Here is a 17,430-nt window from a genome sequence, read left to right as displayed (position 1 = left end):
CGACTTCCGTCAGTGGACGGTCAGTTGAACGTCATCGACCCGTCATCGGCGCTGATTAGTTTTCTCGCCGGAAGCAGATTTCCGGGCATCTGGAAAACGGAGGAAACAAGCATGACGACGGTTGCGCCGGAGCGCCTCGCCCGTATCCGCGAAATCATCGCCGAGAACATCGACGTGCACACCGAGTTCTCCGACACCGCTTTGTTCGTCGACGAGTTGGGCGCCGACTCGCTCAAGCTGATCGACGTGCTGAGCGCACTGGAGATGGAGTACTCCATCGTCATCGACATGAACGAGCTGCCGAAGATGGTGAACGTGGCGACCACCTGCCAGGTGACGGCGGCCGCGGCCGGCTGGTAGCCGCCCCCCGCGCCCGCACGCACCGCACCCGAACGCCCCGCACCCGCCCACACCGCACCCCCAACGCACCGCCCCCGTACGAACCCCTCCCGCCACCCCACCGCTCAAGGAGCTCAAGGAGAGGTCCCATGGACTCCACCGCACAGTCACCAGCGGCCCCCCGGTCCGGCGCGCCGACCGGACGCCGCCGGGTCGTCCTCACCGGCCTCGGGGCGATCTCCAGCATCGGTACGGGCGTCGAGGAGTACACCGCGGGGCTGCGGGCCGGCCGCTCCGGCGCACGGCCGATCACCCGCTTCGACACCACCGGCTTCGGCCAGAACACCGCCTGCGAGGTCCCGGACTTCGAGCCGGAGCGCTGGATCCACCGGGTCCCGCTCCAGGAGATCGGCCGGGCCGGGCAGTTCGCCGTCGCGGCGGCCCGGATGGCGGTGGACGACGCCGGGCTGACCGAGGAGGACCTCGGCGAGCGCCAGGCCGTGATCACCGTCGGCACCACCGACGGCGAGTCGCACGACATCGGCCTGCTGGTCGAGCAGGAGCTCGCCGCCGGGGACCCGAAGGCGATCGACCCGGTGCTGGCCCGCCGGATCAACGCCGGCCGGCTGAGCACCGCGATCGCCCGCGAGCTGCGGATGCCCAACGTCGAGCCGACCACCATCACCACCGCCTGCGCGGCCGGCAACTACGCGATCGGCTACGGCCTGGACGCGATCCGCTCCGGCGAGGTGGACGTCGCGCTGTGCGGCGGCACCGACGCCGTCTGCCGCAAGGCCTTCGCCCTGTTCAAGCGGTTCGGCGCGCTCACCCCGGACGTGGTCCGCCCGTTCGACCGCAACCGCCAGGGCATCCTGACCGGCGAGGGCGCGGGCATCCTGGTCCTGGAGAGCCTGGAGTCCGCGCTCTCCCGCGGCGCCCACATCTACGCCGAGGTGCTCGGCTACGGCCTCAGCTGCGACGCCGCCCACGCCACCGCCCCCAACCGGGACGGCATCGCCCGCGGCATCCGGCTCGCCCTGGCCGACGCCGGGGTCGAGCGTGACGAGGTCGACTTCATCTCCGCGCACGGCACCGGCACCAAGGCCAACGACAAGACCGAGTCGGCCGCGATCCTCGACGTGTACGGCGACGCCCCACCGCGCACCGTCGCGGTGAAGTCGATGCTCGGCCACTCGATGGGCGCGGCCAGCGCGCTCGCCGCGATCGCCTGCGGCATCGCCATCGAGCACCAGTTCATCCCGCCGACCATCAACCACCGGGAACCCGACCCGGACTGCCCGTTGGACGTCGTCCCGAACCGGGCCGTGGACGCCGAGGTCCGGATCGTGGAGAACAACTCCAGCGCCTTCGCCGGCAACAACGCCATCCTGATCCTGGGCACGTACGGAGAGCGAGTCCGCTGATGACCACCGCCACCCGCTCCCCCGAGCACCCCGCGACCCCGCGGCCCGATGCGACCCCCGAGCGCCCCGGGTCCCCGTCGGCCCCGCTGGCCCCCGACACCCCCGTCATCACCGGCTGGTCGGCCGTCTCCCCGTACGGCCTCACCCGCCGGGCCTTCGCCGAGGGCCTGCGCTCCGGCGCCCGCACCGCCGTCGAGCCGGACGCGGCGTACGGCCCGCTGCCCTCGCCCGAGGTCTGCCTGGTCCCCGGCTTCGACATCAAGGGCCTGCTCGGCCCCACCGGCACCAGCAAGATGGACCGGCTCACCGCGCTCACCCTGGTCGCCTCCGACGGCCTGCTGAACGACGCCGAGGGCAACCGGGTGGTGGCCACCGACGAGCGCACCGGCGTGGTCCTCGGCATCTCGATGGGCAGCCTGGAGAACGTCACCAACTTCCTCAAGCAGTCGTACACCAACGCGCTGCCGTTCCACGTCGACGCCGGCCGGATCCCCTTCGGCAGCCTCAACCACGCCGCCGGCGCCACCGCCATCCGGCACGGCCTGACCGGCCCCAACACCACCGTCGCGGGCGGCCGGGTGAGCGGCCTGCTGGCGCTCAACTACGCCCGCCGGCTGCTGGGTCAGGGCCGGGCGACCAGGTACCTGGTGGGCTCCGCCGAGGAGTTCTCCGCCGCGCACGCCTGGTTCGAACACGCCGCGGTCGCCCCCGGCGACCCCGCGCCGCTGCTCGGCGAGGGCTGCGGCCTGCTGGTGGTCGAGCCGGCCGGCTCCGCCGAACGCCCGGCGCTCGCCGCCGTGCTGGCGGTCGAGACCCGGGTGGACGTCGACGACGACCCCGGCGCCGCCGTCACCGCCTGTGTGCAACGCGCCCTGGCCCGGGCCGGCGCCACCGCCGAGGAGGTCTGGGCCGCCGTCCCCAGCGCCGCGCCCACCGCGGCCGGCCGGGCCGAACAGGCCGCGCTGGCCGCGCTGTTGCCCGCCGAGGCGCTCACCGCCGTCCCGTCCATGACCCTGCTCGGCGACACCAGCGCGGCCTCCGCCACCTTCCAGATCCAGGCGCTGCTCGCGGTCGCCGAGACCGACCCGGCCGCGGCCGGCCGGACCGTCCTGGTCACCGCCGTCGACCGGGACGGCGCGGTGGGCTGCACCGTGCTGCGGCTCCTCGACCCGCACCGGGCCCCACACCGGGACACGCACCGGAACCCCGACCGGGACGCGGCATGATCGCCCTGGTCAGCGGCGGTTCCCGGGGCATCGGCCGGGCCGTCGTGCTGCGGCTCGCCCGGGACGGCTACGACGTCGCCTTCTGCTACCGCGCCGACGCCGAGGCCGCCGAACGACTGGTCGAGGAGGCCGGCGGCACGGGCCGCCGGATCACCGCCACCCGCTGCGACGTGGCGGACGCCGCCGAGGTCCGCGACTGGTACGCCCGCACCGAGCGCGAACTCGGCCCGGTGGACGCCGCGGTGACCTCGGCCGGCATCACCAGGGACCGCCCGGTGATCCTGATGCCCGAGACCGACTGGGACCCGGTGCTGCGCACCAACCTGGACGGCGTCTACCACGTGTGCCGCGCGGCCGCCTTCGCGATGAGCAAGCGACGCAGCGGAGTGATCGTCAACCTCTCGTCGGTGTCAGGGATTTACGGTAACGTCGGCCAGGCCAACTACGCCGCCTCGAAGGCGGGGATCATCGGGTTCACCAAGTCCCTGGCCAAGGAGTGCGGCCCGCGCGGCGTCCGGGCCAACGTGGTCGCTCCGGGGCTGATCGCCACCGACATGGTCGGCGACATGTCCGAGGCCGCCCTGGCGCGGATGCTGGGCAACGTTGCGCTCGGCCGGGTCGGCAAGCCCGAGGAGGTTGCCGATCTGGTCTCCTTCCTGCTGTCCGACCGCGCGGCGTACATCAGCGGGTCGGTCTTCGAGATCCACGGCGGCGGCACGTTCTGATGGTCCGACGAGTGGGGGCGGGAATGCGGGCAGCACAGCAGCCGACGGACGGGGGCGGCCGGGACCGCTACGACGTGATCGTGGTCGGCAGCGGCCTCGGCGGGCTGGTCAGCGCGGCCTACCTGGCCGCCGGCGGGCGCAGCGTGCTCGTCCTGGAACAGCACGACGTGGCGGGCGGCAACGCCCACGTCTTCCGCCGCCGGCGCAAGTACGAGTTCGACGTGGGCACCCACTACCTCGGCGACTGCGGGCCGGACGGGATCATCCCGGCGATCCTGTCCGGACTCGGTCTGCGCGACCGGGTGAGCTTCCGCCCGATGGACAACGAGCACGGCTTCGACCGGATCATCACCCCCACCGCCACGCTGGACGTGCCGGCCGGCTGGGCCGCCTACCACGACCGGCTCCGGGCGGCGCTGCCGGAGGAGGCCGAGGGCATCGACCGCTACGTCGAACTCGCCCGGGCGGTGTCCGCCGCCAACCGGGCCGGGCTGCTCGGCAAGTCCGTGGTCGAGCTGTTCCGGGCCTCCCCGGAGACCATGCGCTGGACCCGCCGCACCCGCACCTTCGGCCAGGCCCTGGACCACTGCGGCCTCTCCCCGAAGGCCCGCACCCTGCTGGCCGCCCAGGCCGGCAACTACGGCACCATGCCGGACGGCATCACCTTCGGCGAGCACGTCGGCATGCTCGACCACTACCTGCGCGGCGCCTACTACCCCGAGGGCGGCGGGCAGGTCGTGGTGGCCTCCCTGGTGGAGGCGCTGGAGGCGTACGGCGGGGAGCTGCGCACCCGCAGCGAGGTGCGCCGGATCCTGATCGAGCCGGGCAGCCCCGATCAGAGCGGCACCGGCGCCGGGCAGCCCCCGCGCGCCACCGGGGTGGAACTCGTCGACGGCACCCGGATCTCCGCCCCGCTGGTGATCTCCAACGCCGACTACCGCCGCACCGTGCTCGAACTCTGCGGCGGCGAGCGGGCCTTCCCCGCCGACGTGGTCGAGCGCACCCGCGCCGCCACCATGCGCGGCGCCGTGGTCGCCCTGTACGTCGCGCTGGACACCGAGCTGCCCGGCCTGCCCAACGCCAACCTCTGGTGGCACGACAGCGACGACATGGAGGCCGCGCACGCCGCCATGCTCGAACGCTGGCGGCGCGACGGCGTGCTGGACTCGCTGCCGCACCTGATGTTCTCCTTCGCCTCGCTCAAGGACCCGGGCGCCGGCGCGGTCTGCCCGCCCGGCCACAGCAACTTCCAGCTGCTCACCGGCTGCCCGCCCGGCCACGACTTCTGGGGCCTGAGCGGGGGCGCCGTCGACGGTGCCCCGTACCGCCGCAACCCCGCCTACCTGGAGCGCAAGCGCCAGGTCACCGAACTGATCCTGACCACCGCCGAGAAGGTGATCGGCCCGTTCCGCGAACACATCACCCACCTCGAACTGGCCACCCCGCTCAGCCAGGAGCGCTACACCCGCAGCTCCGGCGGCACCCCGTACGGCATGGCCAACTGGGGCACGGTCGGCCGTCGCCCCGACGTCCGCACCGAGGTCGACGGCCTCTACGTGGTCGGCCAGAGCGTGCGCTACGGCAGCGGGCTGAACGCGGTCGCCACCACCGGGATGGTCGCCGCCGGCCAGCTGCTGGACCGCCCGCTGCTGGCCGAGGTGGCGGCCGGCGCGGTGCTCGGCGACCCGGCCCGGCTGCCGGTCCGCGGCCCGGGCTGGGACCCGCTGCTGGTCTCCCGCGGCCGGGCCCGGCAGGACGCCAAGGGCCTCGCCCGGATCGGCTGACCCCCTCCTCTCCTCCCGCCCCGGCCACACCCGCCTCCCCGACAGGAGCAGTGTCCCCATGACCCATGCCGCCGCGCCCCAGGCCCCCACCTTCGCCGTGGTCCCCGGCGCCCAGGTGCACGAGGCCCTGCACGGCCACGAACAGGACGTCGTCGCCACCGTCGAGGCCGCGTACCGGCTGCACGGCGAGGGGCTGACGGTCAACCCCGACTCGTACTTCCTCCGCTTCCCGGACCGCCCGGCCGACCGGATCATCGCCCTGCCCGCCTCGGTCAAGGGCGGGGTCGGGGTGCACGGCATCAAGTGGATCTCCAGCTTCCCGGGGAACGTGGCGGCCGGCCTGCCCCGCGCCTCGGCCGTCCTCGTCCTCAACGACGCGGAGACCGGCTACCCGTTCGCCTGCCTGGAGAGCTCCATCATCAGCGCGGCCCGCACCGCCGCCTCCGCCGCGCTGGCGGCCGCCCGGCTGGCCGACGCCCGCGGCGAACGCCCGCGCCGGGTCGGCTTCTTCGGGGTCGGCCTGATCGCCCGCTACATCCACACCTACCTGGCCGCCAACGGCTTCGAGTTCACCGAGGCGGGCGTCCACGACCTCTCCGCCGACCACGCCCACGGCTTCGCCGACTACCTGCGCCGGTCCGGCGGCGAGCACCTCGCGGTCACCGTCCACGAGAAGCCCGAGGACCTGGTCCGCTCCGCCGACCTGCTGGTCTTCGCCACCGTGGCCGGCGAGCCGCACGTCACGGACCCGGCCTGGTTCGCCCACCACCCGCTGGTGCTGCACGTCTCGCTGCGCGACCTCTCCCCGCGGATCGTCCTCGACTCCTGGAACGTGGTCGACGACATCGAGCACTGCCTGAAGGCCGGCACCTCCCCGCACCTGGCCGAACAGCAGGTCGGCCACCGGGAGTTCGTGGCCGGCACGCTGTACGACGTGCTCACCGGTGCGATCACCCCGCCCGCCGACCGCCCGGTGGTGTTCTCCCCGTTCGGCCTCGGCGTGCTGGACCTCGCGGTCGCCAAGCACGTCTACGACCACGTGCTGGCCGCCGGCCTGCTGCACACCGTCCCGGGCTTCTTCCACGAGCTCAAGCGCTACGGCTGACCGCCCCCGCACCCCACCGGACGCCCGCCCCCCACCGGGCGGGCGTCCCCCTTTCCCCCACCGCCCTCCCCCTCCCCCATCCCCCTTTCCTTCCTCATCCACCGTCAGCAGAGCGTCAGTTGGCCGTCAGCCGCCAGGGCGGAGAATCACCCCATGAGATCCTTTGCCACCCTGGCCGAGTTCACCGAGGCGACCGGCGAGCACCTCGGCTACAGCGACTGGCTCGAAGTCACCCAGGACAGCGTGGACCGGTTCGCCGGCGCGACCGGCGACCTCCAGTGGATCCACGTGGACCCGGAACGCGCGGCCACCGGCCCGTTCGGCACCACCATCGTCCACGGCTACATGACGCTCGGCCTGCTGCCCGCGATGATGCGCGCGATCTTCGAGATCGAGGACGTCACCATGGGCGTCAACTTCGGCCTGGACAAGGTGCGTTTCCCGCACCCCGTCAAGGTCGGCACCCGGGTCCGCGGCGGCGCCCGGGTCACCAGCGTCCGGGAGACCCCGATGGGGCACCTGGCGGCGGTGCGGATGACCGTGGAGATCGAGGGCGAATCCCGGGCCGCCTGCGTGGCCGACACCCTCTCCCTCTTCCTCGCGACCCCCGCGCCCCTCTCCACCCCCGTCCCAACCCCTGCCCCCGCCTCCATCCCAACCCCCGTGGCCCAAAAGGGGAGTTAGTACTACCGATCTGGACCCCCCACCCCCGCCAGAATGGTTCCACGGCCACCACGGCCGGGCAGCACGAAGGCAGCAGAGAGGAGCGCGTCCATGGACCGCACGATGCAGCTCGGGTCGAACCCGGCACCGGCCGAGATCAGGGGCTTCTCCGCCTCCGCCGGACTCACCGGGCTACGGCGCGCGTTGACGCTCTGCTGGTTGTCGGTCGCCGCCCTCGGCCGCTCCCTCGCCCTCACCACCGCGATCTCCCTGATCGGCCCCGGCCTCGGCCTGGTCCCCCGGTCGATGGACCGGGTCCGGTCCCTGGCGGCCCGTCAGCGCGGCCTGGCCGAGGAGTGGTCGGGCGTACGGATCCCCGGCCCGCCCGGACCGCTGCCCCCCGCCCCCGAGGGTGCGGCCGGGACGATCGCCCGCTACCGCTGGATCATGAGCGACCGGCAGACCAAGCGGGAGTTCGCCTGGATCCTCACCGACCCGGTGGCCGGCGGCCTCCTCGCCTTCACGCCGATCGCCCTGGTGCTCAGCGGCCTCTGGGGCATCTTCCTGGCCTTCTTCGGCGTCCCGCTCTCCACCCGGTGGGACGGCCTCTGGTACCAGTTCATCCCGATCGACGGCCAGGCCACCGCCGTCCTGGCCGGCCTGCTCGGCCTGCTCCAACTCCCCTTCGCCCTCTGGGTGGCGCCCCGCGCCGTGCGCAAGCACGCGCTCTACACCCGCTCGATGCTCGCCCCGAGCGAGCAGGAGCTGATGGCCAGCCGGATCGAGCACCTCACCACCACCCGCTCCACCGCGGTGGACACCCAGATGGCCGAGATCCGCCGGATCGAGCGCGACCTGCACGACGGCGCCCAGGCCCGGCTGGTCGCGATGGGCATGACCCTGGACGCCGCCGAACACCTCCTGGAGACCAACCCGGACGCCGTCCGCGCCCTGCTGATCGAGGCCCGGGAGTCCTCCTCCAAGGCCCTGGAGGAGATCCGCAACCTGGTCCGCGGCATCCACCCGCCTGTGCTCGCCGACCGCGGACTCGCCGACGCGGTACGGGCGTTGGCCATGGTCTGCCCGGTCCCCACCGAGGTCGCGGTGGACCTCCCCGGCCGCCCCGAGATGCCGGTCGAGTCCGCCGCCTACTTCGCCATCTCGGAGATCCTCACCAACGTCTCCAAGCACTCCCACGCCGACCGCGCCTGGATCGACATTCGCTACGATCACGGCATGCTGCGCATCACCGTCACGGACACCGGCCGCGGCGGCGCGGACGCCACCCGCGGCACCGGCCTGCGCGGCATCGAACGACGGCTCGCCACCTTCGACGGCGTCCTCGCCGTCAGCAGCCCCGTCAACGGCCCCACCATGGTCACCATGGAGCTCCCGTGCGCATTGTCCTCGCCGAAGACCACTTCCTCCTGAGGGACGGCCTGATCCGCCTCCTCCAGGCCTACGGCCACGAGGTCGCCGCCGCCGTCGACAACGGCGCCGACCTCCTCCGCGCCCTCACCGACCACCAGCCGGACGTCGCCGTCGTCGACGTCCGGCTGCCCCCCAACTTCACCGACGAGGGCCTGCGCGCCGTCCTCACCGCCCGCCGCACCATGCCCGCCCTCCCGGTCCTCCTGCTCTCCCAGTACGTCGAGCCCCTCTACGCCCGCGAACTCCTCGCCAGCGGCGGCCGCGGCGTCGGCTACATGCTCAAGGACCGCGTCACCAACGGCACCCAGTTCCTCGACTCGATCCGCCGCGTCGCCGACGGCGGCACCGCCATGGACCCCGAGGTCATCTCCCAGCTCCTGGTCCGCAAGGAACGCGACGAATCCGTCGCCGCCCTCTCCGCCCGCGAACGCGAAGTCCTCGAATGGGTCGCCCAGGGCCGCTCCAACGCCGGCATCGCCCAGGGCCTCTTCATCACCGAGAAGGCCGTCGCCAAACACATCAGCAACATCTTCACCAAGCTCAACCTCCTCCCCACCGACGCCGACAACCGCCGCGTCCTCGCCGTCCTCGCCTACCTCGACCAGTGACCTCCCCCGAAAGACGCGGAAGGCCCGGTCAGGACATCCGACCGGGTCTTCCGCTTCCCTGAGCCGCCTGCGGGACTCAAACCCGCGACCTACGCGCATTACGAGCCCGACAATGATCATGCTAGCTGCTGCCAGCATCGACCACTTGGTGATGAACCCGCAGGTCAGGGCGTTGCACAGTGGTCCACGATCCCACCCGAACCAGCACGGGTTGCCGCGTCCGCTCACGCATCGCTCACGCATAGCCGTCCCGCTTCGCAGCCGGTCCTCAGGACTCTGGGTGAGGCAGGCTTCTTATCCACAGGCCGCGGCTCGAGGGCGAGGGTGGCAAGGTTGGGTAGCGCATGCGTCGGAAGGATGGTGGCCCTGCCGAAGTCTCGACAGGGACCCTCACTGCCCTTCCCGAAGCAGCGGTGTTAGCTCCACGCCCAGATCTGCTGCCAGGTTCTCCAGCTCAAGCAAGGCTTCACCTAGATCATCGGACAGTGCGAGGGTGAGTTCGGTCAGAGACTTCGCTTCTACTGCATCCTGATCATCAGGCTCGACCAATCCGATGTGAAGGTTGACATCCTCAGACGCAGCGATCTTGGCCCCGTCGAAGAACTGCAAGCGGCCCTCGCTCTTCCGTTGGGCGATCGCTTCCGCAGTCGTCTCGCATTCGCCAACGCCGAAGACACGCTTCTCGAAGTCCTCGAGGTGTTCGGGGAGGATGGGGTTCTGCTTCAGCGTGAAGCGGCTGCCAGTCCTCAGGTCGTACACCCACAGCTTCTGTGTGTGCGGTGGCTCGTCGTCGCTGCGGCGAGGCGGGGCAGCATCGAAAAAGAGAACGTTAGCCTTCACGTTGCCCGCGTAGAAGATGCCAGTGGGCAAGCGAAGCATGGTGTGCAGATTGAACCGCTTGAGCAGCTCACGGCGGATGGTTGCACCACGGCCCCCGTCGGTGAGGACGTTGTCCGGGACAATCACCGCAGCCCTGCCGTTGTCGTCGAGAAGGTTCGCGATGTGCTGGACAAAGTTGAATTGCTTGTTGGTAGTGGTCTCCCAGAAGTCCTGGCGGTGGTACGACATGTCCTCACGGCGAACCGAGCCGTCGCCGTGGGTGATCACGATCGACGACTTCTTGCCGAAGGGGGGATTGGCGAGTACCAACGTGGCCCGCTTATCCGGTCGCTTTGCCAACGCGTCCTCGACAAGGATCAGCGGCTTACCCTCTGGTCGGCCGATCCCGTGGAGAAGCAGGTTCATGGCGGCGAGGCGTGCGGTCTCCGGCACCAGTTCAGTGCCCCAGATTGCGCCGTCATCAAACCGTGCAGACTCCTCGACCGACATTTCGTCGCCGAAGGTGCTCACGATGTAGTCATGCGCAGCGAGGAGAAAGCCCCCCGTCCCGCAGGCCGGGTCAGTGATGCGGTCATCCGTAGTAGGTCGCATGCACCGCACGATGGACTCGATAAGCACGCGCGGGGTGAAGTATTGGCCAGCCCCTGCCTTGGTGTCCTCAGCGCTCCGAGCGATCAGCGCCTCGTATGCGTTGCCCTTGATGTCCTTGCTGGCCCCCAGCCACTTCTCTTTGTCAATCAGATCGACGATCAGGCGCCGTAGGTTGGCCGGGTTCTGCAGACGGTTCCGGGCACGATGGAAGATCAGGCCAAGGGTGCTCTTCTGAGAGTCCTGTTTGCCGAGGTCGGCGAGCAACTTGGTGTACTTCGCCTCCAGGTCCATGCCGGAGAGGTCAATCAGCTCCAGCCAGCCACGCCCCTCCCACTCGGCAGTGCTGGGGAGAACATGCGAGCGCTTCTGCTCGGGGAGATCCTTGTTGGCCTCTTCCTTCTCAGCGGCCATCTTGAGGAACACCAGGAAGCTGAGCTGTTCCAAGTACTCGAGGCTCGAAACCCCGTCGTCACGTAGAACGTTGCAGTAGTTCCAGAGGCGGTCAACGAGCCGGCGTGCTTCAAGATCTAGCTTCACTGAGTGAACTCCAGGGGCAGGGCAGATTGTTCGCCCTCAGGGACGGGCGCGTGAGAAGTGGGAGCAGAGGGAGAAGCGATCACGGAGGGCCGGCGCTGGGTTGCGGTCCGGCTTTTCCGTTTAGCCTGAGCAGCGGCCCGCCGAATTGTCTTCCGCTCGACCTCGGCAGCTTCGCGCTCGATCCGGATACGCTTAAGCAGGTCCTCGGCAGGCTCGTCATCTGGATCCTGCGAGACAAGTCGGCCGACAAATGCCTCGGTGAACAGAGCGCGACGGATTGCAGAGGCGCGGTCTTCTGCCCTGTCGAGAAGCCGGTCAATGACGTCGACTCGGGCCAACTGACGCTTGGCCTCCGCAATGAGGCGCCGCTGCTCGTCGATCGTGGGAACTGGGAACTCCACCGTCTTCAAGCGTGATCCGCTCAGGTGCGCAAGGCTGGTCGTGATGCGGACCTCTCGCATGAACCGTCCGGCATGCAGGTGACGACGGAACACGAACAGCGCCCAACCGGGCAGCACTCCATCGGCCGCCCGGAAGCGAAGCAGGCTATTAGTAAAGGCTACGCCCTCAGGAATGCCCTTGTACATCGCTGGACGCCCTACCAGATGAGGGCTCTGCCCCTCATTGAGCAGAATGTCTCCAGGGAGCAGCCGGTATTTGCCGAGCCCGTCGGAAAAATCCATCTCCATCACGCTCGTAGTATCGATGCGGTCTTCGAAAACGTTCGCGACGCGCAGATAAGGGCGCATTCTGGGCCCGGTGTGCCAATCCGGATGACGTGCTCGGCCAAGGTCGACCTTTCCGGCTTCGGCCACGGTCATAGCCTGCCACTCCGCGGGCCAGTCGTGAGGTTCGGGGATCAGATCGAGAAGAATTTGCCTGCGAAGAGTGGCAGCGTGGGACCGTGCGCGGGCGATGAGCCGAACGATCTTTCCCAGTCGCGCGAGCCGACTGTCTAGGGCATTTGAGATCCTACGCTGCTCTGCCGCAGGGGGCAGTGGCAAAACGATGGCTCTGAGGTCCGGCTGGGAGATATTCCTCATCGAGTCGGAGGTCCCAGTAGCCTTCGCCGTGATCGCCTTGCGCACAGCCGGGGACTTCAGCCAGTAAATGAACCAGTCCCGGTCGATCGCAGAGCCGGCCTTCAAACGGATGCTCTTGTCGCTAAGCAACAAACGGGGCCGTACATCCCCGACAAGTACCGGGGCACCCACGTGCTCAGCCGTGTTGGCACGGCTGAGCAGAAGGTCGCCCGCCTGGATCTCGTAATCGGGGTTTACCAGGGCGTCATCGAGGAGGGCCTTGTTCTCATCAGGCCGGAACTCACCCCAGGTCATGGCGCTGACCTTGATGATGCCCCACTCGTCCGGAGCTGCAGGACGGGGATCACACTTGAACGACTTGCCGGCGTCGGACCCGACGAGAATCTCGCCAACGGTAGCCCAGGCCCATCCTTCGGGGAGAGTCACCTCTGGGATTCGCTCCGGCGTGTTGCCGTCCCCCACGCCGTTGTTCACATTCACGCACCCAGTTCCCGGTCCAGTTCCTCAATCAACTCGTCCGGTGTTCGCAGACCGCCCTTGAACACCTCCCTGAACCTGCTCCAGCCGCCCTCGGCCCGGGACAGCGCGTGCTGGTCCAGTGCTTCCACGGAGACGGTCGCTGAGGTGGCGACCACGTTCACGATCCGTCGCAGCCAACTGCGCTGCTCCTCAGTGAACGTCGCCCCCGCAGTCTGCTGACGCGCGAGCCACTCGTGGAAACGTAGCTCCACGGTATCCCGATACGGGCGGAGCACGTCCCCGTCGAGTCCCAGCTCATACCGCAGCACTGAGATCAGCTCGGGCAGCCCAGCGTTGCGGCGTCGCTGCTGGCGTGCGATGCCGAGGTCGACGTATGCCTTCCACAGTTGCTGGCCGGTCCATCGCCGCTGCGGCGGACTGACCAGGCTGAGGACTTCGTCGATCTGTGCACGGACCTCACTCAGGGGTCGTCGCTCCTGGAAGGCGACGCGCAGGTCGGCGAACCGGTCCTTGCGGGCTTCCATGTACTGGTGCCAGTCGGCCACAGTCCGCTCGGCGCGCTTCAAGTCTGTCACGCCCTCGGCAATCACGCCGCCGTCTTGACTAAGGTGGTCGATCTTGATCCAGCGGCGCCGTGCGGCTTCGAGGAGCGCATCGCGCAGTCCCGCACTCTCCACGAACGGCCGCAGCGCCTCTGCCAGCGCTTCCGCGACGATCGCATCGCCATCGACCGCCAGCTGTGGCTGGGCCTCTGATGGGACCATGCCATCCGCCGTGCCCGACTCGCGGATTACTCTGGTCCGCTCTTCTGCCAGCAGGTCCGGGTCTGTCGCACGCACCAGCTCTGTCACCAGCTCGGTCAGCTTCCGACCTCCCGCGCACGCCTCGATCAACGTCAGCTGCTTCTGGTTCAACCGTTGTCCGAGCCGACTGAGGCGGCCAGCCAGCGTGGCAACATCCGTAACGCCCAAGGGCCGGCCCTCCTCACACGCCTTGAGCAACCTCTCCAAGCTAGGCAGCTCCCCTTGGTCGTCCCGGACAAGAGGCCGGGCGTCGACCATGGCATGCTCGGTCACTCCCACCACATCGACGATGACGAACCGGTCCTTGTACAACGCGTCCTCGGTGACCTTCTGTAGGTCTTCCGGTCTGATGATCCGGGCGCCTCGGCCCTTCATCTGCTCAAAGTAGGACCAGGTGCGCACGTCCCGCATGAAGACCAGGCATTCCAGGGCCGGAATGTCTGTTCCTGTGGCGATCATGTCGACGGTGACAGCAATCCGAGTCTCAGGCTCATTTCGGAACTCCTTGATCGCTTTGGTGGGGTCTGTCGTTTCGCTGTTGATCTTCTGACAGAACCGCTGGCCCGCGTTCCAGACCTTGAGCACCTCGGCCACTATGGCATCCGCGTGCCGGTTCGTGGCCGCGAAGATCAACGTCTTAGGGACTACGGTGCGCTGGTGAAGAACCTCGCCTGTGTCCGGGTCGACATCAGGTGGGAAGATCTCAGTGAACAGTCGCTCCTTGAAGGTCTGGATTACCGTGTGGATCTGACTAGTGGACTCGAATCGGTCATTGAGCTCAGCTGCCGTGTATTCCTCGTCCTCCTGCTGTTGGTGCCAGTGCTGCTCGCGGGTGACCCGATCCACCTGGGCCAGGACGGTGTTGATCTTCTCGATGCTTCCGTCGGGCGCGATTGCCTCGATCGTGGAGGGGATCGTAGAGCCCTCGCGGGTGATACGCGTCGAGATCCGGTACACGTCATAGTCGACGTTGACTTTGTCCGCGACTGCTTCTTCATAGGTGTACTGGCTGACCAGATTGTTCTGGAAAAAGGCGAACGTCGGCCCGACCGGCGTCGCGGTCAGGCCGACAATGTGCGCATCGAAGTACTCCAGGACTGGACGCCACGCTCCGTAGATGGAGCGGTGGCACTCGTCGATGACGATGAAGTCAAAGTAGTCGGGTGGCAGCTTGCTTGAGTAGCGGACTTCCGGCAGCCGGTTTCCCAGGCCGGCAGTACCACCGGCCTCGAAGCTCTGCGCCTCTTCGCTGCCGGGGTCGGGCGGTGTTCGGTCCGTCAGCATGCACCACAGCCGCTGGATCGTCGTGATGACGATCTTGTCGGAGTCCGCCAGGCCTGACCTTCCGCCAACGAGGTGCTTGAGCGGGAACTCGTCGCGGAGCGACTTACGCGAATCTGAGGGCCGGAAGCCTCTGTACTCGAGGTACGCCTGCTCGCCCAGGTTGTAGCGGTCCACGAGGAACAGCACACGATGGGCGCCTGCGTGCCGGAGCAGCCGATAGCTAGCCTGGACGACGGTGTACGTCTTTCCAGCGCCGGTTGCCATCTGGATGAGCGCCCGCGGGTTATCTGCGGCCAGAGAGTCTTCCAGACCGTGGATCGCTCGGCGCTGGGCAGCGTACAGCTGCCGCTGAGGATCTAGGTGGATTTCAGGAAGACGACGAAGCCGGGCGCGCAGCGAGGCTGCATCGGGGTTGCGCACAGCTTCGCGCTTCCAGCGCGCGACGGTAGCGGGTCGAGCCGGAGCAAAGACGTAACGACTCCGCGCTCCGCCCTGTGGGGCGTCGGGAGATGGGCTTCCGTCCAGGTCCTCGGCGTCGAGGGCGTTCAGGAAACACCAGACGTGCCCGTTGGTCCCGTAGCGAAAGGGCAGCGGGCGCTGCCGCCAGGTCCGGCGGTGATGCTGCTCAGCAATCGGTCCGGCGAGCCGGCCAGCCTCTGCCAGCAACTCGTGAGGGTCCGCCTGGGCGGCTCCTGCCACGATGAGACCGCTGAGCTCCCGGTCAACATGCAGAAGGTATACGCGTACACCCGGGAGGAGGCCGTGTGTGGTGCGAACCGCTGTTGCGCCTGGCTTGAGATCCCGTTCAGGTGGGGCGCAGACCCGCCAGCCCGCCTTGCGCAGGGCACTCTCGACCTTGTCGTCACCCGTTCGTGCGTCAGACGCGCTCACGGCCCCTCCTGTGCTCGACAGCCCTTTACCGTGGCCTTGCCTACGCAACGGCCCGCTCGCCAGCCCCGTCTATTAGACCAGCTGACGGACACGCGGAGGGCGCGTCGATCCACCTTGCTGGCAGCGGCCCAAGCCCGGTGATGGACCATGGTTGGTCAGTGCCAGTGCGTGTTCGTGAGGTGGACGGTACATTGCGACGGGCGACAGCCAGGCTGACAGGGGAAGGACCGGCGAACCGCGAACATCGAGAAGGGACTCTCCGGTGTATGTGACGAGGCTTCGGCTCGATGGCGTGCGTGGCTTCTACGGCGCTCGATGCTGCGACCTCGACTTCACACGGCCGGATGGCAAGCTCGAGGGGTGGACTGTCCTCGCTGGGCGCAACGGCTCTGGTAAGACCACCTTGCTACGGGCAATCGCCTTGGCCCTGGCCGGCCCCCGGCGAGCCAGCCAGCTGGACGAAGAGGTCGAAGACTACCTCTCCTACCGAGTGTCCCAAGGCAGAGTGGAACTCTCCCTGACCACGGACCCAGAGGCAGATCTCGGCGCTCCTGGCTCGTCCGAGCAACACACAGTGAAGGTCGTATGGGAGCCGGATCGGGAGCCACTGAACCCGGAGGATGAGCCACCGACGGGGGTGCGCTTCATCCCCGACCCAGGCGGCAAGATCACCAACTTGCTTTGGTCGCCCTCGCCACCAGCAGGCTGGTTCCACGCAGCATATGGACCGTTCCGACGGTTCGCCGGCACCGGACTGTTCGAACGCAACGCGCAAATCCCAGACCGAGCAGGTGCCATGCGCACACTCTTCGAAGAGTCCTGGGCACTAACGGAGTCGGTGGACTGGCTGATCTCCGTGTACCTGCGAGGCCTGGAGGGTGAACCCGATGCCAACGCCTTGCTAGAAGGAGTGTTGGCTCTACTCAACGACGGGTTGTTGCCGGAGAACTTCCGGGTCGAGAAGGTCACGTCGCGGGGACTCTGGCTGCGACGTACAAATGGCGACGGCCCACTAATCCCACTTCGCCGCATAAGCGACGGTCTCCGTACGGTCACCGCCTTGGTGCTGGACATTGTGCGCCAGATGCACGCTGCTTACGGACGATTGAACGTGCACCACAGCGGCAGCCTACGGTACCTGCCGTATCCAGGGGTGGTTCTCATCGACGAGGTCGATGCGCATCTCCATGTGTCATGGCAGCAGAACATTGGGGAGTGGTTCAAATCTCACTTTCCCCGCGTACAGTTCATCGTCACCACGCACAGCCCGTATATCTGTCAGGCTGCCGACCCGAACGGCCTGATCAGACTTCCCTCTTTGGACGAGTTTGCCGCGCCGGAGATTGTGGACGAGAAGGTATTCGGGACCGTCGTCTACGGCACCGGCGACGATGCTGTCCTGTCGGACTTTTTCGGCCTAGAGTCTCCATTCTCCCCTCGCGCCGAGGAACTGCGAGAGGAACTAGCAGACTTGGAGTACGAGGTTGCAGCGGGAGAAGCTGACCGCGAGACAGTGCACCGATTCCGGACGTTGCGCAGAATCTTGTCCAGTACCCAGGCAACCTACGTGGAAGATTCCAGTTTGAGGGTTAGGCGGAGGGAGGCCAACGACTCGTGATCAAGATCGTGCGACCGCGACTCTCGCCAGACCTGGAA

12 protein-coding genes and 1 pseudogene are annotated in these 17,430 nt (G+C 68.3%); 10 read left to right on the top strand and 3 right to left on the bottom strand.

Annotated elements, in window-relative coordinates:
- Positions 1–111 precede the first annotated feature (111 nt).
- From ACIP4P_RS34470 to ACIP4P_RS34430, 9 genes and pseudogenes are all read left to right on the top strand, one after another.
- On the top strand, positions 112–360 hold the full coding sequence (locus tag ACIP4P_RS34470; RefSeq protein WP_350516079.1) for an acyl carrier protein: 249 nt from the start codon (positions 112–114) through the stop codon (positions 358–360).
- A gap of 128 nt (positions 361–488) precedes the next feature.
- On the top strand, positions 489–1,763 hold the full coding sequence (locus ACIP4P_RS34465; RefSeq protein WP_400925255.1) for a beta-ketoacyl-[acyl-carrier-protein] synthase family protein: 1,275 nt from the start codon (positions 489–491) through the stop codon (positions 1,761–1,763).
- Positions 1,763–2,989: a beta-ketoacyl synthase N-terminal-like domain-containing protein gene (locus tag ACIP4P_RS34460; RefSeq protein ID WP_400925253.1), complete on the top strand. Its 1,227-nt coding sequence runs from the start codon at positions 1,763–1,765 to the stop codon at positions 2,987–2,989. Before ACIP4P_RS34465 ends, ACIP4P_RS34460 begins: the two co-directional genes overlap by 1 nt.
- Positions 2,986–3,714: a 3-oxoacyl-ACP reductase FabG gene (gene fabG, locus ACIP4P_RS34455; protein WP_350516076.1), complete on the top strand. Its 729-nt coding sequence runs from the start codon at positions 2,986–2,988 to the stop codon at positions 3,712–3,714. The genes ACIP4P_RS34460 and fabG overlap by 4 nt, the downstream gene beginning before the upstream one ends.
- Before the next feature lie 23 nt (positions 3,715–3,737).
- The gene (locus ACIP4P_RS34450; RefSeq protein ID WP_400925251.1) at positions 3,738–5,498 is read left to right on the top strand and encodes a phytoene desaturase family protein; all 1,761 of its coding nucleotides are present in this window, start codon (positions 3,738–3,740) and stop codon (positions 5,496–5,498) included.
- 58 nt (positions 5,499–5,556) lie between these two features.
- A complete protein-coding gene (sbnB, locus tag ACIP4P_RS34445) occupies positions 5,557–6,603 on the top strand; it encodes a 2,3-diaminopropionate biosynthesis protein SbnB (protein WP_400925249.1) in 1,047 nt (348 codons plus the stop codon).
- A 153-nt stretch (positions 6,604–6,756) separates the two neighbouring features.
- Positions 6,757–7,200 (top strand): annotated as a pseudogene (locus ACIP4P_RS34440) (MaoC family dehydratase); the annotation flags it as partial.
- Positions 7,201–7,377: 177 nt separating this feature from the next.
- On the top strand, positions 7,378–8,697 hold the full coding sequence (locus ACIP4P_RS34435; RefSeq protein WP_400925247.1) for a histidine kinase: 1,320 nt from the start codon (positions 7,378–7,380) through the stop codon (positions 8,695–8,697).
- Positions 8,661–9,305 (top strand): response regulator transcription factor, encoded by a 645-nt coding sequence (locus ACIP4P_RS34430; RefSeq protein WP_350516072.1) that lies wholly within the window; start codon positions 8,661–8,663, stop codon positions 9,303–9,305. The genes ACIP4P_RS34435 and ACIP4P_RS34430 overlap by 37 nt, the downstream gene beginning before the upstream one ends.
- A 390-nt stretch (positions 9,306–9,695) precedes the next feature.
- Here ACIP4P_RS34430 and ACIP4P_RS34425 read toward each other — a convergent pair whose 3' ends face one another.
- The 3 genes from ACIP4P_RS34425 to ACIP4P_RS34415 are packed head-to-tail and all read right to left on the bottom strand — an operon-like array spanning position 9,696 to position 15,774.
- The gene (locus ACIP4P_RS34425; RefSeq protein WP_400925244.1) at positions 9,696–11,273 is read right to left on the bottom strand and encodes an N-6 DNA methylase; all 1,578 of its coding nucleotides are present in this window, start codon (positions 11,271–11,273) and stop codon (positions 9,696–9,698) included.
- A complete protein-coding gene (locus ACIP4P_RS34420; protein ID WP_400925242.1) occupies positions 11,270–12,796 on the bottom strand; it encodes a restriction endonuclease subunit S in 1,527 nt (508 codons plus the stop codon). The genes ACIP4P_RS34425 and ACIP4P_RS34420 overlap by 4 nt, the downstream gene beginning before the upstream one ends.
- On the bottom strand, positions 12,793–15,774 hold the full coding sequence (locus ACIP4P_RS34415) for a DEAD/DEAH box helicase family protein (RefSeq protein ID WP_400925240.1): 2,982 nt from the start codon (positions 15,772–15,774) through the stop codon (positions 12,793–12,795). Before ACIP4P_RS34415 ends, ACIP4P_RS34420 begins: the two co-directional genes overlap by 4 nt.
- A gap of 262 nt (positions 15,775–16,036) precedes the next feature.
- Here ACIP4P_RS34415 and ACIP4P_RS34410 point away from each other — a divergent pair, with 262 nt between their 5' ends.
- Positions 16,037–17,392 carry an AAA family ATPase gene (locus tag ACIP4P_RS34410; RefSeq protein ID WP_400925238.1) on the top strand — a complete coding sequence of 452 codons (1,356 nt, stop codon included), beginning with the start codon at positions 16,037–16,039 and terminating at the stop codon, positions 17,390–17,392.
- Positions 17,393–17,430: the final 38 nt, after the last annotated feature.

This window comes from Kitasatospora sp. NPDC089509 (assembly GCF_044749365.1).
Taxonomy (GTDB): Bacteria; Actinomycetota; Actinomycetes; order Streptomycetales; family Streptomycetaceae; genus Kitasatospora.
Note: the sequence above shows the minus strand (reverse complement) of the source record. Positions and strands in the feature narration are given on the sequence as shown.